Origin of the sequence: Desulfovibrio sp. ZJ369 (assembly GCF_011039085.1) — a bacterium.
GTDB lineage: Bacteria > Desulfobacterota > Desulfovibrionia > Desulfovibrionales > Desulfovibrionaceae > Desulfovibrio.
In genome coordinates this window covers 1-19,489 of the sequence record NZ_JAAKEI010000028.1, presented here as the reverse complement: position 1 = coordinate 19,489, position 19,489 = coordinate 1, and the positions used below count along the sequence as shown (strand labels likewise).

The 19,489-nt window shown below is 51.5% G+C and carries 12 protein-coding genes; 6 read left to right on the top strand and 6 right to left on the bottom strand.

Annotated elements, in window-relative coordinates; all coding sequences use genetic code 11:
* Positions 1 to 34: 34 nt before the first annotated feature.
* Together G7Y51_RS09375 and G7Y51_RS09370 are read left to right on the top strand one after the other, a co-directional pair.
* Positions 35 to 928 carry a phosphatidylglycerol lysyltransferase domain-containing protein gene (locus G7Y51_RS09375; RefSeq protein WP_165176837.1) on the top strand — a complete coding sequence of 298 codons (894 nt, stop codon included), beginning with the start codon at positions 35 to 37 and terminating at the stop codon, positions 926 to 928.
* 225 nt (positions 929 to 1,153) lie between these two features.
* Positions 1,154 to 1,333 (top strand): type II toxin-antitoxin system HicB family antitoxin, encoded by a 180-nt coding sequence (locus G7Y51_RS09370; RefSeq protein ID WP_241160196.1) that lies wholly within the window; start codon positions 1,154 to 1,156, stop codon positions 1,331 to 1,333.
* A gap of 182 nt (positions 1,334 to 1,515) precedes the next feature.
* Here the strand turns inward: G7Y51_RS09370 and G7Y51_RS09365 are convergent, their stop codons facing one another.
* From G7Y51_RS09365 to hsdR, 3 genes are read right to left on the bottom strand one after another with little or no spacing between them, the layout of a single operon-like run.
* Positions 1,516 to 2,820, bottom strand: coding sequence for a restriction endonuclease subunit S (locus G7Y51_RS09365; RefSeq protein WP_165176835.1), 1,305 nt, complete (start codon positions 2,818 to 2,820; stop codon positions 1,516 to 1,518).
* Positions 2,820 to 4,238 carry an N-6 DNA methylase gene (locus G7Y51_RS09360; protein WP_165176833.1) on the bottom strand — a complete coding sequence of 473 codons (1,419 nt, stop codon included), beginning with the start codon at positions 4,236 to 4,238 and terminating at the stop codon, positions 2,820 to 2,822. Before G7Y51_RS09360 ends, G7Y51_RS09365 begins: the two co-directional genes overlap by 1 nt.
* Entirely contained in the window at positions 4,235 to 7,507 is a 3,273-nt protein-coding gene (hsdR, locus tag G7Y51_RS09355) for a type I restriction-modification system endonuclease (protein WP_165176831.1), read from the bottom strand. The genes G7Y51_RS09360 and hsdR overlap by 4 nt, the downstream gene beginning before the upstream one ends.
* Before the next feature lie 836 nt (positions 7,508 to 8,343).
* On the opposite strand from hsdR, the gene G7Y51_RS09350 reads away from it, so the two are divergent.
* The 4 genes from G7Y51_RS09350 to G7Y51_RS09335 all read left to right on the top strand — a co-directional run bounded on the left by G7Y51_RS09350 (position 8,344) and on the right by G7Y51_RS09335 (position 15,617).
* Positions 8,344 to 8,571: an antitoxin VbhA family protein gene (locus G7Y51_RS09350; RefSeq protein WP_165176829.1), complete on the top strand. Its 228-nt coding sequence runs from the start codon at positions 8,344 to 8,346 to the stop codon at positions 8,569 to 8,571.
* Positions 8,561 to 9,163, top strand: coding sequence for a Fic family protein (locus G7Y51_RS09345; RefSeq protein ID WP_165176827.1), 603 nt, complete (start codon positions 8,561 to 8,563; stop codon positions 9,161 to 9,163). The genes G7Y51_RS09350 and G7Y51_RS09345 overlap by 11 nt, the downstream gene beginning before the upstream one ends.
* Positions 9,164 to 9,281: 118 nt before the next feature.
* On the top strand, positions 9,282 to 14,135 hold the full coding sequence (locus G7Y51_RS09340) for an AAA domain-containing protein (protein ID WP_165176825.1): 4,854 nt from the start codon (positions 9,282 to 9,284) through the stop codon (positions 14,133 to 14,135).
* A gap of 3 nt (positions 14,136 to 14,138) precedes the next feature.
* Complete coding sequence (locus G7Y51_RS09335; RefSeq protein WP_165176823.1) at positions 14,139 to 15,617, top strand: hypothetical protein; 1,479 nt, start codon at positions 14,139 to 14,141, stop codon at positions 15,615 to 15,617.
* A gap of 124 nt (positions 15,618 to 15,741) precedes the next feature.
* Here the strand turns inward: G7Y51_RS09335 and G7Y51_RS09330 are convergent, their stop codons facing one another.
* From G7Y51_RS09330 to G7Y51_RS09320, 3 genes are all read right to left on the bottom strand, one after another.
* Complete coding sequence (locus G7Y51_RS09330; protein WP_241160195.1) at positions 15,742 to 16,161, bottom strand: protein MobC; 420 nt, start codon at positions 16,159 to 16,161, stop codon at positions 15,742 to 15,744.
* 145 nt (positions 16,162 to 16,306) lie between these two features.
* Complete coding sequence (gene mobV / locus G7Y51_RS09325) at positions 16,307 to 17,506, bottom strand: MobV family relaxase (RefSeq protein WP_165176821.1); 1,200 nt, start codon at positions 17,504 to 17,506, stop codon at positions 16,307 to 16,309.
* Positions 17,507 to 17,755: 249 nt separating this feature from the next.
* Positions 17,756 to 19,489: DUF927 domain-containing protein (locus G7Y51_RS09320; RefSeq protein WP_165176819.1), on the bottom strand; the 1,734-nt coding region annotated here is incomplete at its 5' end.

Genomic DNA, 19,489 nt, shown 5'->3' with positions numbered 1-19,489 from the left:
GCATGGGCACGCGAGTTTTGAAAGGAGAAAATCAATGAACAAGGATTTCACGCCCGTAAGCCTGGACGGCCGCCGGGATTTTTATGCTCTCTGGCAGCGCACGCCGCGCCGCTCCCTGGATTACACCCTGCCCAACCTCTGGGGCTGGCAGGATTATTACGGTCTGGAATGGTGTTTTGACGATCAGCTCTGCTGGATCCGCCAGACGCGCCCGCACCTGGTCTGCTGGGCTCCGGTGGGCGACTGGAACGCCGTGGACTGGCAGAGTATTCTGCCCCGGGCTTTCAGTCAGGACGAGCACAATTTCGCACGCGTGCCCGAAGAATTGCTGCGCATCTGGGAACAGGCCCTGCCCGGACAGATCCAGCCGCAGGAAGACCGCGGCCAGTGGGAATACCTTTACAGGCAGGAAGATCTGGCCGAGCTGCCCGGCAACCGTTTTCATAAAAAGCGCAATCACCTGAACAGCTTCATCAAGGCGTACGGCGAGCCTGACTATCGTGCCCTGGACGACGCCATGATCGAGGACGTGCTGGCCGTGCAGGACGACTGGTGTCAATGGCACGAATGCGAGGGCTCCCGTTCGCTTCAGGCCGAAAATGAAGCCATCAACCGCGTGCTCTCGCACTGGAACTGCTTCAGCGGGCTTTCGGGCGGCTCTCTCTATGTGGACAAGCGGATGGTGGCTTTCAGCGTGGGCGAAAAGTTGGACGATCTCAGTCTGGGCGTGCACTACGAAAAAGGCCTCAACGGCTTCAAGGGCGTGTACCAGACCATCAATTGCCTGTTCGCGCGGCGCGCGGGCCAGGGCGTTGCGTATATCAACCGGGCGCAGGATCTGGATGAAGAAGGTCTGCGCCAGGCCAAAATGACCTACCAGCCCACGGACTTCCTGCGCAAATACAAGGTGTGCGTGCGCAAGGGCTAGAGGCTCTCTCCACATTGAGGCGTTTTGCCCTTTCAGCGGGGAAAGCAAGCTGGTTGCGAAGGGAGCGTACTCTACAGTACGCGCCTTGCGCAAAAACGCAGCCTGACGAAGCTGAGCGGCAATCATTGGTCATAGAGCAGATTACCTTTGACTTTTTATGAAAGTCAAAGGTAATCTGCTCAGGGCCGCTCCATTGATGAGCTGAAACAGGCTCTGGCGGACTCTGTGGAAGATTATCTGCTGCTTTGCAAAGAAGTCGGAAAAGAACCGGAAAGGCCGTTTTCTGGACGATTTAATATCAGAATTTCACCAGAATTACATCAGAAGATTGCAAGAAAAGCAGCTGATGCCGGGGTAAGTTTGAATAGTTGGATTACTGAGCAGATTGTACAAGCTACAAGATAGAGGATATATAATGCTCTAAACTTTTATGCTGCTCATTTCGCATTATACGAGAAAAAATAATTTATTATATTTTTTCAGCATATAAGGTAGATAGAAAATTTACTCAGCTAAAATTCAAATTATTCAGTTATGGTATCTCTTCATAGAATCCCACCTCCTGTTGCTGCTATTTTCGTTACGTCTTATCTCGTCAGCTCCCCTCGAAACGCCCTGGCCAGAATGGCTTTTTTCATCAGGTCGATCTGATTCAGAACAGTTTCGGCGGCTTCTTTGGCCTGTTGTTCCTTGGCAAGAAGATTGTCAAGGATGCGGACGATTTCTTGCTGTTCGGAAAGGCAAGGAACAGGTATAATAAAAGCACCTAATTTTTTTGCATTTATATTAGATTGATTGACACCATCAGTTTTTACACTATTACAATACTCTTTTGCTTTAAGCGAATTCATTATATAATTTAGATATGAACCAATAAGACGATCTTTTTTGTAGTCCATTTTAATAAGGTATCCTGCATATATTGCAGGATATTCTCCACGATAAATGGAAGTTTTTCCGACAAGTTCAGCACTATTCGTTCTATTGAAAAGAATATCATTAGGAGACAAAAGGTATTTTTGAATATCATCTTGATCGTCAGAGTATGCTAGATTACTCCAATCTATTTCACCTCCCTGTAAGTTTCCCATGCGAAGAACAACTGTAGAACCTGTTTCCTTTGATTTTTTAGCAGTTCCATACTTGAGACTATGGCAAAGTGAAGCGATGGCCTCGTATTTCCAGTTAGAAAGCGGTAACTTGTTTTCCTCCCTCCACTTCGCTGTCAGTTCTCCCGTAAACGCCTTGTGCAGGATAGCGGCCTTGCGAATCTCAAAGCCGTCAAGCACGGATTCAGCTTTTGCTTTGGCTTCGTCCAGTTTGGCAAAGAGGGATTCGATGCGCTCAACAATGCGTTGTTGCACGTCGATGGTGGGGAGGGGGATAGGAGTATTTTCAAAAATACCTTTAGTAACATGCTGTAACCCTGCTCCTCCATGAGCTTTAGCAATCAACTCTTCAAGACGACAATTTATAGCATACCGAAAAAAAGATTTTAAAATAACTTTTTCTTCAAAATCTATTCTAAAAATATGTTGATTTAATATAGCTTTTCCACCATACCATATATGGGCTCCAAGAGTTCCAGACCAAGCAAATAATAAATCGCCAGAGTTTATTAAAAATTTATCTTCAATATAACCGCTATAATAATTAAATTTTCTATCTTGATTATTCAAGTTTTGAATTCTAATAATAGGAAGACCTGAATCAGACCAGTCACTTGGTTTAAAAGCTTTACCATTTCTAAGGGAACATAGAGTATATAGCCTGACCCACTTCCACCCTTTCGGCAGGGGGTACGGCTGTTCCTCCACGGGAATTTCGACCACTTCATCCGGCGGCAACAGGGAAGCCTGCGCCCTGGCGGCGTTCTTGCGGGGGCGGGCCATCAGTGCGCCGCCTCACGGGTCAGGCTTTGCAGTTCACGCACAACGCTTTTCATAAGATCCACAGCTTCTTCAAGCTGGGCGATGCATTCTTCGCCGCTGTCAATGGGATCGGGCAGATCGTCATATTCCAAAAGGGATTCATCCCGGATCAGGCCAAGATCCAGGCTGTCCGCCTTCGCCGTTATTTCTTCGCGAGTAAACACGCTCCAGCGCTCATCGCGCACGGCGCGGCGATCTTCGGCCTCATAGGCGGTCTCAAAGCCCGTGAAGTGTTCCTTTGCAAGCTGATTGGTCTTGCCGAAGGACGGCATGTTGGTGCGCAGGTCGTAAAACCATACCTCTTTGGTGTTGCCCTTGTCGCTCTGGCCGCGCGCGAAAAACAGCACATTGGTTTTCACGCCCTGGGCGTAAAAAATGCCCGTGGGCAGGCGCAAGACCGTATGGAGATTGCACTTGTCCATAAGATCCGCGCGGATGCGGCCGCCGTCGCCGTCGGCAAAGAGCACGTTGTCCGGCAGAACCACGGCGGCGCGGCCGCCGCGCCTGAGGCTGCGGTAAATATGCTGCAGAAAATTCAACTGCTTGTTGCTGGTGGCAAAGGCAAAATCGTCACGGGTGGCCCGTTCGCCGCCCTTTTTGGTGCCAAAGGGCGGATTGGTGAGCACCAGATCATAGCCCTTCAGATCCTTGCCCGCTGTGGAGAGGGTGTCCGCCAGCAGGATTTCCCCCTCAATGCCGTGCAACATGGCATTCATCAGGGCCAGACGGTGCGTGTCGTGCACCAGCTCGCAGCCGGTAAAGGCTTTTTGTTTCTGGAAGGCGGCCTGATCCTCGTCCAGATCAAAATAGTCGTCGGTCCGATCTTTCAAATAGCGGTCAGCGGCGATCATAAAACCAAAGGTACCGCAGGCCGGATCGTTGCACCGTTCGCCGACCTGGGGTTTCATGAGGCGGACCATCACATCAATGAGCACGCGCGGGGTGAAATACTGGCCCGCGCCGGATTTCTTCTCATTGGCATTTTTTTCCAGCAGACCTTCATACAGGTTGCCGAGGCCCTCTTCCTGCGCGGAATACCAGTCCAGAGCATTGATGCTGGCGATGATCTTTTCCAGATTTTTGGGCTCGTCGATGTTGGATACCGCGCCCTGATAGATCTCCCGCACCCGGCCCGTGCCGTTTTCGCTCAATTCCGCCAGCACCTGTTTGTAAACGTGCTTCAGTTCAATGCCGCTTTTGGCGGCCAGCGCGTCCCAGCGGCAGGTTTCGGGGATGGCGTCTTCCGTGCCGGTTTCCTTGGCCATTTTCAGGAACAGGATATAGGTCAGCTCAGTCACATACTGATGAAAGGTAATGCCGTCATCCCGCAGGACATGACAGAGGTTCCAGAGTTTGGAGACAATTTCCTGCGTGGTCATGCGGCAAGGCCCCCGTCGTCATACAGATAGGTATTGAGTTCCGTTACAATGCTTTCCAGCTGGTTGTGGAAGAGTTTGTTCAGCGCGGCAAAGCCGCCCCTGTCCCGGAAGGTGACGCTTTCGTCAAAGGTGCGTACCGAAAGCACGGACTCATTGAGCAGATACTTTTCCATGCGGTCAATCCATTTCTCTTCACCTCTGGAAAAGCTGTGCGCCCGCTTCAGCCGGGCCACGGCGCGGCGGATGCGCTCCTCGTGCCCCAGAAGTTCGGCATTGACGCCATAGCGGCGAATGAGGCCGATAATATCGGCGGCTATATCCGTATTGCTCATCCGGGAAAGGGCGGAATTGAGCTGTCGGACGGTAAAGCCCTCCCGCCCCAGAGCCAGACGCAGACTCTTGAGGCTTGCGCGGCTGAGATCGGCCGGGCGCGTGCAGATGATGTTCAGGGCCGCTATCGTGTCGCGCTGTTCCCGTACAAAGCGGGCAAAGGATTCCAGATAGTCGCCGGGGCGGAGATTATCCTTGCCGTAGCCCCGCGTATGGCTGGCGAGCGCATCCGGCGTATCGGAAAGAACCACGGGGCGGCGGCCCGCAGGGCCTTCCTCACTTTGCATGAGCGCAAACACATCGCGTCTGGAAAGCAGCAGCGCCTTTGCCTCACGCGGGCACAAATCCTGTACGCGCTCAATGAAGGCGTCGGGTGCGCCGCCGGCCATATCGGCAAAGTGTTGCCTGAGTTCCTCCGTCATGGAGCGCTTGCGGCGTTGCAGTCTGGCAAGAATCTGGTTGATCTGGTTCAGGATTTGCGGAGGCTCCTCCATTGTCTCCAGGCCGTCCAGAAGCTGGGAGAAGCTGGCCGCCGGATTGCTGACCACCGGTTTCATGGTGGTCAGCGACTCAAGGGCCGTGTACAGGCCCACGGCATCGTACACTTCAAAATGCGTTTTTTCGATGTCCGGGCAAAGCCTGGTGGCACGGCCCAGCATCTGTTCAAACAGAATACGGGACTTTACCCGACGCAGGAAGACAAGGCGGGTGATCTCAGGGACGTCAATGCCGGTGGTGAGCAGATCCACCGTCACGACGATGCTGGGGAGACTTTCATTCTTGAAGCGCCGTATGGCCGCGTCAATATTCCTGCGATTGCCGATGCTGCCGGTGATCTTCATGACGGCATCTGTATCCACCAGCTCCCCGGCGTAAATCTCCTTGAGGATGCGGACGATCATGTCCGCGTGATGGTCATTGACGGCATAAATGAGCGTCTTGCCGGAGGAAGCATCCTCGGGATCAATATCTTTGGCGAGTTCCCGCAAAATCTCGCGGTTGAAGTTTTCATTGATGACGGTCTTGTTGAAGTCGTCCACGTCAAAATCAAGTTCGTCTTCCAGCAGTTCGCTGTTGGTAACTTCGCCGGTGAGCGGGTCGCAGATGGCAACCGTATCGCCGGGCTTGTAGTGAATGCCCTGTTCACTGAGAGTCGTGCTGAGCTGGTGCGGGGCGTCATGATCCACCAGAAAACCGTCAATGACCGCCTCCCGGTAGGAGTAGCTGAACACGGGCGAACCGAAAATCCGCGTGGTCTGGAGCGCGGGCGTGGCCGTCAGGGCGATTTTGACCGCCTGAAAATAGTCGATGACCTCGCGGTATTTGCTCTGGTAGTCGCGCTGATCGCGGTACAACTGCTCATCGTCGGTCATTTCCCGGTCAAGGATATAGCCCCGGTGCGCTTCATCCACGATGATCAGATCATAGTCAGTGACCGCGGGCATGGATTCGCTGCCCTCACTGTACAGAATGCGTTTGACCATGCCCTGCACAGTGGCGACGTGGACGCGGGTTTCCCTGTCGATCCCCTTCTCCGTCAGCCCGTTGATAGCGTAGATTTCGTCCAGGGGATGCAGTTCCTCCAGCTTTACATCCTTGAATACGTCCAGAGCCTGCGTCCCCAGCGCATTGCGATCCACAAGGAACAGGATGCGGCGGAAGCGCCCGCTTTTCAAAAAGCGGTACATCATGCCCAGCACTGTCCGGGTTTTGCCCGTCCCCGTGGCCATAGCCAGCAGAACCGTTTGCGCGCCGTCCCTCACGGCCCGTTCGGCGGCTTCAACGGCGCGGAGCTGATATTCCCGCAGATTGAGGCCGTTTTTATCGGTGAGAAAGTCGGCGGACATGGCTGCAAGGCGTTGGTTGCCCTGAGCAATATCGCGATCCAGAAGCTCTTCCAGACCGGTGGGGCTCATCCAGCCGTGCAGGGCCTGGGGCGCATTGGACGCATTGCGCACATCCTGAAACCAGATGCCGGATTTTTCCTCATACTGCCGGATATAGGGTCTGCCGTTGGCGGCAAAGAGAAAGGGCACGCGGAAGCCGCGCCACTCGCCTGTGGTGCAGGCGTGGTGCTCCTTGCGGATATGGCGGGCGTAGTCCTTGCATTGATGGTCGAGCACAGCGGGGATGTCCTTGTGGCTGGCCTTGGCCTCAATGATGCCCACCAGCCGCGTCCCCACAAACAGCGCATAGTCGGCAAAGCCCCTGTTGCCCACAGAGGAATCCGTGGGCCATTCGGCTATGGCCAGATTTCGCCCGGCTTGCGGTCGCGTGCCGAGGGAATGGCGCAGGCTTTCGGAATCCGCCTCCCAGCCCACTTTTCTGAGTTGTTCGTCAATGAGATACCGGGTTTCGGCCTCGGACACATGGCGCTTGCCCGCGGCAACGGCGGCGCGTTTGCGGCGGATGTCTTCCGGCACGGCAGAGGCCTGCGCGGCGCGGGAAACGGCCTGATCCGCCAGGGCGTTTGCCTGCCCGGCTTCCGCTCTTGATTCGGACGGAGACGGCCCGGCGCTTTCGGCATCCTGAGGCGCGACAAAAGCCTGTTGCCGATAGGATGCATCGCCGCAGGTCTGAAAAAACCATCCGCACAGGCTGTGCGTGATCTGCAAAAAGTGAAGAATTTTTTCTTCGGGCAGTTTCATCCCTTCGTGGGCTGCCTTGTTGCGAACCCGTCGCATCAGGTGAAAGGCGGCGGCGACATCCGCGGGCAGCGCCTCGCGCCGCTGGAGAATGTTGATACGCTCCACCGCGTCGCAATGATCGGGCAGGGTGACGTCGTCCAGAGCGCACATGACCCGGATCATGCCTTCGCACAGCAGGCCCGCCTTCATCAGGCAGGACTGCGGATCCGAACGCAGATAGCGTTCGGCCAGCATGCCCAGTTCGGCCAGCTCCGGGAATTTTTCGTGCAGAAACGCAAAGTTGGACGCCATGCCCTCTCCCCAAAAGCAGATATCGTTTATCCTGCAGGCAATATCCGGCCTTTCTGTCGGAAAAATTTTAGAAATTCATGGAGTCGGTCTCCGGCCCTTACGGAGGCTGCCCGACAGAAAAGGCCGGTATATTCTATATCTTGTCCGCCCAAAAGGCAAAACCATACGATGCCCTTGGGGTATTTCTGCCCGATCCAAGGCAGTTCCGGTGTGTATGCCGTCAGGTTGCCGATCCGGCCGGAGTCCAGATTTGCGTGGCTGAATACGCGTTGCAGTCGGCAAACCAGAGCAGATTACCTTTGACTTTTCATGAAAGTCAAAGGTACAAGCCTTCAGAGTCGGCGAGCTTCGCCGGAGTACCGTCGGACTTCACATTCCTGAGCATGGTGTCGGTCAGTGGCATGGCTCAAATCCTTTGCTGGCAAGGCGTTGCAGGGTGACGGTATTTTTCGGGCCGCGTTTCCTCCGTATCGGCTCATACCGCAATAAATACCGTCATTTTTGCTGGTTCTCCCCGCTTTTTACGACACCCTGTTGGACGTGCCATCGCCCAAAAAGCCAAGTCCCGCAAGGCTTTTTGAACCTTGCGGGACTCAGTTGGATTCTTACCTGGTGCGAGGGCGGGAACAGGCTATAAGTATATCTATTTATTTTTATTGAAATAAAAAATATTAAAATTTTTCATACCAACGTCCGTACCAACAAACCGGATTTATTACCGGGGTTCTGGTCTGAGGGCCTTTGTTCAGAGTCTTGCACTACAGGGTTTTGCCTCTCTCTTGCCGCCTCAAATTCCGCCTGCTATGATGGGACACAAGCGCCAAGGAGCTGCAAAAATGTCTTATACTCCCATATCCATAGACCGTGAAGCCCTGACCATTATGGGCGTCCCCTTTCCCTCACTGGAAGCTTGGGAGAGTGCGGCGGCGGCCATCGGTTCAAATATGTTCGAGGGCTATGAGCCAACCAGACGGGGCATTGAGATTATCCGCGACTATACGACGGGTAAAATCAGCTTTGATGCGTTTATCCGGGCGGCAGTGGATAAAGCGTATGCCAACTAGCTATATCTACGTTGACCCTGATTATATTTACACTGATCCACAGACAGGTATCCTGCGTAATATTGGGAATATCGCTGATAGCAAAGCATTGCAGTTTGCAGAAGCAGGGGCTACGGCACGACGATCACAAGAATTATGGGTAAATCCTATCCAGATCACCGGTTCAGAGACAATTTTTTCCATTCATCAGTATTTATTTCAGGATATTTATAAATGGGCCGGACAAAAGCGAACGGTGGAGATAAGCAAGGGCGGAAAACAGTTTTTCCCCCTCTATCGTTTCAATACGGCGCTTTCTTATATTGACGGATTGATTGCTGAATATAAGCGGTTGGAGCCGCATCATAAAAAGCTGTTATCCCGCAAGTTGGCTGAAATTTTGGATTCCGTCAATTACCTGCATCCGTTCAGGGAGGGAAACGGGCGTACTCAGCGTGAATTCTTACGGCTGCTGGCTTTGGAAAAAGGTTGGAAGCTCAATTTGAACCCGCCCGATAATGTATCTGTGTATGATCGCTATATGGAAGGAACAATCTCCGGCGACATCGATTTGCTGGATAAATTGATTTTTGAATGCCTGAGTCGAGAATGAATACTCAGGCCCTGCCGACTTCCTCTTCTACCCATCTGCTCGGAATCCTGCTTGCAGCGTTTATATCTCAACTTCAAATACCATCTTATTGGCCAGCAATAATTTTGGGGAAGACCTAATGGAAATTGAAATTTGCAGCCCTGATGGTTTGAAAGCGTCCGAGGTCAAGGCAATCACCGCAATCAAGAATCAGTTCCGCAACACATGGCGCGGTTATGCGTCATTCCTTGTCAATGATAGGCAGGGGAGCATGGAAATCGATCTTCTGCTCATAACCCATGATCGTTTCATCCTGTGCGAGATCAAGGAATGGGCAGGCGTGATAAATTCAGATGGGCGGCAATGGACACAGACGTTCATAGATGGAAAAACGAGGACATATCCATCTCCAGTATATATAAAGCGCCAGCATGCCCAAAGATTGGGCTCATTATTTGATAGTGAGTTGAAAAATCTTTGGGGTGGCTTCTACATCGTGGATTACGCCATCATCCTGTCCGGTTCTTCGAAATTGGGCAACTTACCGGATTCTGAGAAGAAGGTCGTATTTACCCTTGATGAATTTCTCAAACTCAATGATAGCACGGATAACTACAATCGCATGCTCCCCATGCACCGCAAGCAGGAGCAGGAGTGGCTGTTCAACACGGGACAGCTGAAAAGGCCAAACGAGGACAGCCAGATAAAGATATTTGAGAACTGGTTCAAGGGCGGTAACTTCATAAAACCCAAACACAGGCTCGTTGAGGGATTCCTGGTTCCGGATTCGGATAAAGCCATATTCAAGCACCCGAAAAACTTCTATACAGAATACAACGTCGAGCATCACGAACAGGCGAAACTGGAGGCGCTCTTGCGCTGCTGGGATTTTAGCCAGCTTTGGCCTTACGGCCTGGATCAGGCATCAAGGGCGAGGATCGCCTTGCGGGAACGCCGCGTCATTGAATATGTCGAAGCCGAGGCCCCCCAAGTCCAGAAAGATTACCTCATGTCTCCACGGCATTCCTCCATGGAAGGAGAAATTGAGGAAGATTTCATTGAAGTCTATCAGCACCCCCCACTGACTCGTCTTGACACATATATTAATAAAATTGATACGCCTGCCAAGAAGATAAACCTCATCCGGGATATCCTGACTCCTTTCGTTGAATTGCACAAATTGGGAATCGCGCATAGGGACATATCTCTAGAAAGGCTCTGGTTTGCTGATTATTCAAAATCAATATTGCTCTCCGGGTTCATGACAGCAAAATTCCCGGAAAATATTTCCAAAGTGAGTGTGAGCGATATACGGGAATTCATGTCCTCAAGTGCCATACCTATGCCGGAAGAAAAACTTAAATCGGACAAAGATGAAATAGATGCCTTGCGGATGGACGTATACCAACTAGGGGCAATAATATATCGAGTCGCGTTCGGGGAGGATATCAAAACCGATGAAACATCATTGCAATGGCAAAATCCGAGAGAGGATCAATTTAATGGTATACTCAATAAATGGATAAAAAAATCCATAGAAATTGATCCGTCCGATCGGTATAGGTCTGCCCAAGACATGATGGAGGAGTTTTCAAAGCTTGATTTCAGCACATATTTGCCGCAAGCGGACGATGAGACCGTTATGCGGGAACTGGCGGGGTTCTATCAGTCTGGCGTGATTCCATATGTGCAATGGCCTCCTCTGTCCCAACCAGAGAATAGGGAAGGACGCCAAAGCTACGATTGCAAGATTAATGATGCCAAATGCATCTTGAAACTATGGCCTGCTTTATTGCCAAAACCGGGTGAATCCTCTGCGAACCGCAAGATTTATAATTTCCTTACGCGATGTCAGCTGGCGCAGCGAAGTCAATTGAATATCGCGGCCCCATTGGATTTCGGGATAAGCGAAAACGGCTTATACCTCATCATTCCATCCATTGAAGGAAAGACATGGGAGCAATATTGTCAGGAACAGTCCAAGGATGAGGAAGGGTTGGGGAAGCGCCTGTCCATTTCGCAAAAGTTGGTCTCCTCGATCAAGCGCCTGCATGAATCGGATTTGGCGCATGGCGACTTAAAGCCTGACAACATCATCGTTACAGTCACGGATGGCGAGGAAGATGGCCTGCTGATTGATTTTTTCGATATGGATCAAAACGGCAATCCTCTCTATAACACTGAATATGCGCCACAATCACAGCATGGACCTTTCGGCAGAGACATTTATGCGACGTATTGTATAGTTGATGAGATGTTCAGTCGGTGCGGGGAGTACGCAAAAGATATACGGGCGGAAATCAGGCGAGCGATCGGCCAGAATTCCCAAGATGTCCCTGTATCTCTCACCCCCTTGCAGGAGACGTTACTGAATGCAGGCAAGTCTGGAGGAAATGAGGTCGAGGAAATAATATTGTATATGGGGAAAAGAACAAGCAACAAAACAAGCATCGCCCCATACAGCGTCGACTATTATGTCACCAAGGATGACATGGATGCAAGGAATAGTAGAATTTTCATAAATGGTGCAAAAGAGAAAATAGCGATTTATTACGATACTTCCGGTGGAAAGAGAGATATCAAACATATCAAGTCCAGCCGCATAAGCCCGTCTGAATTGTTCAAGGAGTCAGGAAATAAATTTGCAAAAAAATTTCGCTGCAATTTATTGTGCGATACAGGCAATGGTGACAACACTAATTTCTTCAACAAGATTTTTGAACTTTTCGATGATGGCGAATCCAGCATTACACAGTCCGAAAATACTGATGGACAAATGAGGGGTCACTCTCAATCGCTCGGCAGTATATGGGAGCAACTGCACAGAGAGGAATTTGAGAGATATCCGAAAGTAACCGTGCTGGAGTGCGAGGAATTGTCTGACAAGGTTTTGTCTGTTGAGATAGAGGAGAATATCGATACCTTGGAAATGGACAAGGCTGACATCATTGAAGTGACCGATGGCGACCCCGATCATCCATGGCGTTTCGGGGAACTTGATTTGTCAAGGAGCCACGGGAACAAACTGATCATAAAGAAATCCGGCTACAAAAAAATCCGCCGGAAGGGTGTGCTGCAACTTCGCGATCAGATGTCTGTCATAAGCTGGACAAGGCGGAAAGATGCATTGGCAAGGATATTGCGACAGGAATCATTAATCCCAGACCTCCTGTCTCTGTTTGAGAAGGGCGAATCCAAAAGCAGGCAAAAGATTCGCGATCTTCCGGAACCCTCCCTCGACTTGTGGGAACTGTATGGCAAGTACCTTGATTCCGACAAGATGAAGGCGTTCAAACATATATTGTCGGGCCAGTTGAACGTGATAATGGGGCCTCCAGGCACGGGAAAAACGACACTTTTATCCGTGCTTCTTGATTACCTTGTCCGCCTGCCCGATATCGGAAGAATTCTGTTGGTCTCGCAGTCTCATATTGCGGTCAATGAAGTTGCGGAACGCGCGCGCCATGTCATGAATGAAGTTAACGGCGAACTTGGTAAAGGTGAGACTGATATCAGTTGCCTCATGATACGCCTGGGAGATCGCGAGAAGGTAAGCGATAAATTGCTAGACATACATGTTGATGCGCTTCAATGCCAATATCGGACAGCCTTCCTGCGCGATTTGGAGAACCGCTTAGCTGCGCTCGCAAAGCGACTGATGTTGCCCACAGCGTTTATCTTGGAGGCCGCTTCTCTATACAGGAATATAGGATCGGAACTCCATCAATACGGACAACTGAATGCCTCGAAACCACAAGGGAATGCTGATGAGCAGAGTATCTCAAGAAGGAAGCAGAGGATTTATAATTTACTATACAACAAATTTTCGGAATATACTGATTCGCCTGAGTCGATATTCGAGTCTTCCGATATGCAGAAAGCACTCCTGAATTGTATTGCATCACGGTACAAAATCAACAACCCATGCCAAATATCGAAACTGAATTCTGTGCTTTCAATAACGCATCAATGGTACCTGAGACTCAGCGCGGACTCAGACAGTTTCGCCGGCTTCATGGCGAGAACGAGAAAATTGGTCATTGGGACATTGGTCGGTATCGGTAAATCCGCCTATGACATTGCGAGCCACCGGTATGATATTGCGATTATTGATGAGGCCGCCCGTGCTTCGGCAAGTGAACTTGCTGTCGCGATGCAATCCGCCCGCAGGGTGATTCTTGTCGGAGATCATAAACAACTTCTCCCTCATTATGACATAGGTGTCATCAACGATGTGGCAAGGAAACTGAAAACCGATGCTCACGAGGTGGCCAAGACCGATTTCGAAAGAGCCTACAAGTGTAATGATGGTATCATGCTCAGCAAGCAGTACCGTATGCAGGAACCGATATGCTCGTTGATTTCAGAGGTGTTTTACGACGGGCGTTTGACGACCGGCATAGACAGGGAGGCTTGTATCGGAAAGCAGGAACCATGGAATTCCGCAGTATGCTGGATAGATACGAGCAACCTGAATATTACGGAGCAAAGCATCGGCACGAGCAAGGCGAACGAAATGGAGAGCAACATAATTTGTTGCCAGCTCAAGTGTCTCACAGAGGATGACAATGCAATGGGCACCCTGAAGGAGTGGTCGGAAAATGGCAAAAAATACCCAATTGGCATTATTACTGGGTATAGTCAGCAGGTCAAGGAGCTGAAAAGACGCCTCGATGAAGCATGGGCCGACCCAATACGTGAAATGATAAGGATAGATACCATCGATAGCTATCAGGGGAGTGAGAACAGGATAATCATCCTGAGCCTGGTCAGGGACAACCCAAAGCAGAAGACAGGTTTCATGAATGATGAATCGCGTATCAATGTGGCGCTCTCAAGGGCAAAGAACCATCTCCTGATAGTCGGCGCATCAAGAATGTGGCAAAATTCCCCATGTGCACTGAACAGAGTCTTTACTTTTATAAAGAAAAAGACGCTGGATTCTACGAGAGAATATCAAATTATCAATCTTGATTCCCAAATGGAGAATTGATATATGCCAGAGTCACGCCTGATAGCCCATTATTCCTTTTTGATACCTGCGAAGAAATATATTGCAGATTTTGACATTATCACCACTTCTAGCCCATTTTCAGCATTTGTTGAGCTCTCAATATATCTATTGGATACATTGAAGGTAATCAGCCCTCATGAACTGCAGTCTTTTTTGGGGATTAACGAGAACGAGAGAGATTCCCTGATCCAACAAATTTTATCCACAGATCTCGCCTTCACGAATGACAATGGCGATCTCGAGGTAACCAGTAAAGTCGATGAGTTGAGGCAGCCTGATGGCAGTATCCAGCTTGAGAAATACGAGAATCATTCTGCCTCATTTTTCGTAGACTTGGCGTCAAAACATATTCAGCCGCGTTCCTCAAATCCTGGAAAGGCTGGCTTCTTTGAATTGATTCCTGAAGCAAATTTCCATAGCGATCTGCCTGCGGAGACGATCTTCAAGGAAGATTTCAATAGATTTAGGTCATGTAACACTAACGAAAGTATAAGAAACAGCAAATCGAGACTATACCGAATAAATGATTGTGTTTACGATGCACTGGTAGGTTTTCCAGTATCAGTAAATGTAATTTCCGAATTTCAGTCGGATGATCATTTGCAGATTACGACATCACTGTCAGGATTTGCAGAAAATGATATCGATTTGGTTGTGAATAGCGGAATCCTGCGATATGTAAACAAGAAACTCAACAGGTCTTCGGAACACCATGACAGTCTACTGCCGGAAGATTATTGTGCAAATGTCCAGGATTTCGTGTTGCCGGATTTCTTCTCGGATTCCAGAGAGTTCGATATCGAGAAATATCTTCTCGCGAGAGAGAAAAGGAAGACAGGATATAATTCGCAAAAAACGGCAGGACTGATCGGGGCAATTTACTTGCCCCAAAACAGGAGCAGACTGATCGAATGGTTGAGGAACTGTTCAAGTCTCCAACCAATTTTATGGGTGCCATCATGCTCAACATATTGGGGAGCCAGTGCCTATGTGAAAGCTTTCTACGATGACCTCCACGAATTGTTGAGCAAAAAAGGAAGCCTGCTTTCCCTAATTGTGCCCAAAACCAGTACGCCGCAGGAGGCATATGAGCTTGGACAACGCTTTGGAGGAATTGTAGATACCATACAATGTGTGTCTACAAGTAGCCCTTTGGATGAGATGGAGATCATGATTGTACCAGGCTATCCATGTTGGGCAATGGTTCAATATCACGCAAGGATATCCTCTAGATATAATCTGCGCAACATCCGTATCCCAATAGGTTATACTACCTATGACACAGAACGAGTAAGAAATCTTTGGACCATTATGCTGAAAAGAGCCAATTTTAGTGAGGAATCTAAGATAGAACCTTTGGAAAAGAGGTTTACGCTTGCTCCTGAGATTTTAGATTGTTTTACCCATACTCCGAATTGGAAAACAAATATGCCAGCTGAAAATCCCTGCCCGACATCTTAAAGTGCGCTCTGGCGGTATAGCCTGCTGTTCCAGGGCGATGCGCTGCCGGATTTCATTCTGATCCACGCTGGATACGCGGATGTAGCCGTAGGTCTGTTCCATAGGGTTGTCCTTTTGCGTCGGTTCACAGTTGATCTCGCCGATGGTTTTGCGGATGATCGGGGGGAAGGTGCGGCCCCCAAAGCGGCCTGGGCCTGTCATTGTTCTGTGCGGGGCTGGGGGGTATGGCTGGGGCCTTCGCCGTGGTTGAGGCGGGCGGGGGCGTGTCTTTCTTCTTGGTTTTCTGGCCTTCCCGCTGCCGTCGGGCCTCGGTCAGATATTTGGTCAGGGTTTGGGCCTTCACCTCGATCCCCTTCTCGTGCAGCTTTTCGACAAGTTCCTGTGTGTCAAAGCCGCGCTTTTTCATCCGCTCCAGCGTCGGGGCAAGGGTGAAGATGGCCTGCTTCACGGTCATGGCGCGGTTTCCGTCCAGCGTGACAACGGCGGGCTTGAGCCTGGCAAACTCCTGTCGGATTTCCTTCAGTTGGCTGGCTGTGATGCTCATGTTCTTTTCTCCTGCGATTGACGGGGCGTGACCCCGGTTTTGTCTTTTGCCTTTGGCGGTCAAGCGGCACGCTTGCCCACGGGTTTTCGCTAGAAAACCATAGTGGGCTATGGCTCGACCCTGAGCCGAGATTCCTGGCGGATGGTCAGCGCATCCTTGATCTCCGGCGTTGCGGCACGGCTTCCCGTTCCTGCTGGACGTGCTGTTCACGGGTTTCTTGCCGAGCTTCCATTTCCTGACTCGCGCTCTGGCGTTGGAGCAGTTCGGCCCGCTTGCGATTCAGGAAGTCAAGATGCAGGGGCCGGATTTCCGGCAAACGCAAAAATTCCAGAAACCCAGCCATGATCGCGTCCGCTTTTTTCAATTGGGACTCCAGCGATTCTTTTTCCTCATGGCTTTGCTTTCTGTGGGCCGCGTATTCCCCTTCAAGCCGCGTCTGTTTTTGGCGTAACGCTTCCGCTTCCCGTTGCAGATTTTCCATCCGCATTTGGGTGATGTGTTTGACGGCAAGCGCCTTGTTCTGCTCGGCAATGAGAGCGGACGCTTTTTGCAGGACAGATTGGTAGTTGAAAACGGTGGCCTTCGGGAGCGAGAACTCCTCCTGAAGAATTTTTTCCGCTTCTTCGGCCTGTTGCTCATGCTCTTCAATGCTCTTTTTCAGCTCTTCTTCACGCTGCTCCAATTCGTCGATAGTTTTCTGGAAACGTTGGGCCATCTCTTCAGATTCCCGAATCAGTCTGTTCAGGGCCTCCTGCTGCTGCTTGAACTCCCGCGTATCCAGATGTTTTTTGGCTGAGCCCGGCTTTTGCTCGACGCCGCGCTGAATGTCGAAGCCACGGCTTTGCAGATAGATGGGCAAGTCGCTTTGCAGCTTTTTCAGACTGGCGCGAGTATAGATGCTGTTGGCGCTGAGACGCCCGTCCGACGTCACCGGCACATGAAGAAAGTGCATGTGCGGCGTCTTTTCATCAGTATGAACCATTGCGGAGATGACGTTTTCCCTGCCGACAAAATCTGTGAGATAAGCTGCGGCTTCCTCAAAAAAGCGTCTGGTTTCGTCTTTGCCGATGCGGGTAAAGAAGGATGTGTCGGAACTGACAATCAAACCGCACAGATGCACGGCGTCCCTGCGCACAGCCTTGACCAGGAGCAGATCGTCAATGCGGTTCTGAATGGCCTGCGCGTAGTTATCTGAGGCGGATTCATGGAGATCGTAGTTTCCGGCGCTCCGGCTGTAATCAATGTCAGGGTTGCTGTGGCTCTCGCGCTCGCGGCGATTGTGCGATTGGATGCCGCGTATGGCGTCTTTCTTGAATTTATCCATATGTAAAACGAGGAGTGACATATTTCTCTCTCATTGTTTTTTATGTGGGCGAGGTGGGCACAGGGGCGAATCAAGCAATATCAACGCCTTTCGCCGCCCACTTTGGGAAATGCCATTGTTGCGAATGTGGGCATGTGGGCGGAAAAACCACCCCGCGCCCACATGCCCACTTTTGAAAAAGGCTGTTTTTGAAAATGTGGGCGCGATTTTCCCTTGGTATTCCTTGCTCCGCCCACATGCCCACCATGCCCACGCGATTTTTGGGTACTGTTATGACGATTCATCATCGCTGCCGCTTTCATCGGGCAAGACAAGCACATAGGCGCGGACTCTGCCCATGCCTGGCAGTTCGCGTTTTGTGGTATTCTTACCGTCGCTGAGTTGCAGCCATCCGGCGTTGCGAAGCACAGCCGCCGCCCGTCGGGGCGAAAAGCCTTTGATAATCTCGGCTCTGAACGATTCCGGCAGGACGATATATTCAGTGATGCCTCTGACTTCACGCCGAAAGCCCACGCGATTGATGCAAGTGTCGGTGATCCTGTCCAAATCCTGAAACCGGCTTGCCCCGTGCTGCTCAATAAACAGACGCACAGCCGCGAGAATGGCCGCGTCCTCGGAAGCGCCGATGCCGCCGCGAGCGGTCAGCCAGTCCTGGAAACAGCGTTCGGCGCAACCAAGAGCGTCAAAGTAGGTGGGCAGGATCTTCATCTGCACAGCCAGACCTCCGGCCAGTCCACAGAGCGCGAAGCGTTGGGCCACCCGGCGCACCTGTCTGTCAGCTCCGGCGGGCACAAGGCGATTAACCGTGTTGGCGAGAGCCGGTTGCAGCTCGGACAAAACCGTGGTCATGGTGTCGGATTCGGTCAGTTTGTGCAGAAATGCGCGGCCCGCGTGGCCGTAATGGATGGCAGTCACTTCCTTCAGACGGTTGACCACGGCTCCGGCATCGGGAAGGCCGTGCAGTTCGGTGATCATGGTCGTATCCACAGGCAGGCCCACAAAACGCACCTCCTGCCCGCCTCTGGACTTGAGGCCGTTCTCGGCCAGCTTGTCGGCAAGGCCGAGTTCGCCGCTGGACAGAAAGAGCAGACGCCAGGCGTGCGACTTGCGAAGATTGCCTTCCCGACTGGAACGTCCCTTGCCCTGACCGTTGGCCAGCATATAGGCGCACTCCGCCAGAATCTTGCCGTTGACCTGCCCGACTTCATCCAGAATCAACACATTGTCGTTGTGCAGAACTGCGATGTTCTCCAAGCCGTTGTCGGTGGCGCGCCAGCTTCGGACGTGTTCCGGGCCGCCCCAGACGGACGCGGCAATCTGGAGGGCCGTTGTCTTGCCCGATGACGAACCGCCCTCAAAGCTGAAGCCGCCGCCTTCCAGACCGGCCAGACGCAGGAGCGGCCCGGCAAAGGCCGCGCACAGGGCAAAGCTCAGGCGGGCATTGCCGACGCACAATTCCGCTATTTCCCGCCAACCTTCCAGCATCCCGGCAGTGCGATACAGTCCGGTATGCTGCGAGGATTGCAGTACTGTGTCTTCTTCTGTCACACCGTAAACGGTATCGGGAAGCACATAGACGGATTCATGCCAGCCCGTGCGTAAAACACAGCGTATTCGTCGATGGGGCCGGACTGTGGACAGAAATGCTGCCAGCTTCGACCGGGTGGAAGGATTACCGAACCAACCGCCGGAAGCCAGTGTGCTGTACCAGTCGTTTCCCTGCCGGAACAGCATTTCCACGGGCATGGCCCATGCGTGCTTTTTGCTGTCCGGGTCAATCCATTCCAGCATCAGGCCCCATTCGTTGCCGTCAGCTCCCCGTGTCATGCCCCTGACCAGAAGCGGCGGGCCAAGCCGAATTTCCTGACTGTCTCCGTCCGGTCTGGTCTCCAGCTTGTACAGCCCGGCGCGTTTGCCTTCCGGCACCAGAAAGAAGCCCTCGGGCATGGGGCAGTCGGCATCCTTTTCGCGGGCGGATGCAATGACAGCACGAACGGCCTCAAG

Coding starts and splice junctions, on each gene's coding strand:
- G7Y51_RS09375 (WP_165176837.1), top strand. CDS start 35: ATGAACAAGGATTTCACGCCCGTAAGCCTGGACGGCCGCCGGGATTTT.
- G7Y51_RS09365 (WP_165176835.1), bottom strand. CDS start 2,820: ATGGCCCGCCCCCGCAAGAACGCCGCCAGGGCGCAGGCTTCCCTGTTG.
- G7Y51_RS09360 (WP_165176833.1), bottom strand. CDS start 4,238: ATGACCACGCAGGAAATTGTCTCCAAACTCTGGAACCTCTGTCATGTC.
- hsdR (WP_165176831.1), bottom strand. CDS start 7,507: ATGGCGTCCAACTTTGCGTTTCTGCACGAAAAATTCCCGGAGCTGGCC.
- G7Y51_RS09350 (WP_165176829.1), top strand. CDS start 8,344: ATGTCTTATACTCCCATATCCATAGACCGTGAAGCCCTGACCATTATG.
- G7Y51_RS09345 (WP_165176827.1), top strand. CDS start 8,561: ATGCCAACTAGCTATATCTACGTTGACCCTGATTATATTTACACTGAT.
- G7Y51_RS09340 (WP_165176825.1), top strand. CDS start 9,282: ATGGAAATTGAAATTTGCAGCCCTGATGGTTTGAAAGCGTCCGAGGTC.
- G7Y51_RS09335 (WP_165176823.1), top strand. CDS start 14,139: ATGCCAGAGTCACGCCTGATAGCCCATTATTCCTTTTTGATACCTGCG.
- G7Y51_RS09330 (WP_241160195.1), bottom strand. CDS start 16,161: ATGAGCATCACAGCCAGCCAACTGAAGGAAATCCGACAGGAGTTTGCC.
- mobV (WP_165176821.1), bottom strand. CDS start 17,506: ATGTCACTCCTCGTTTTACATATGGATAAATTCAAGAAAGACGCCATA.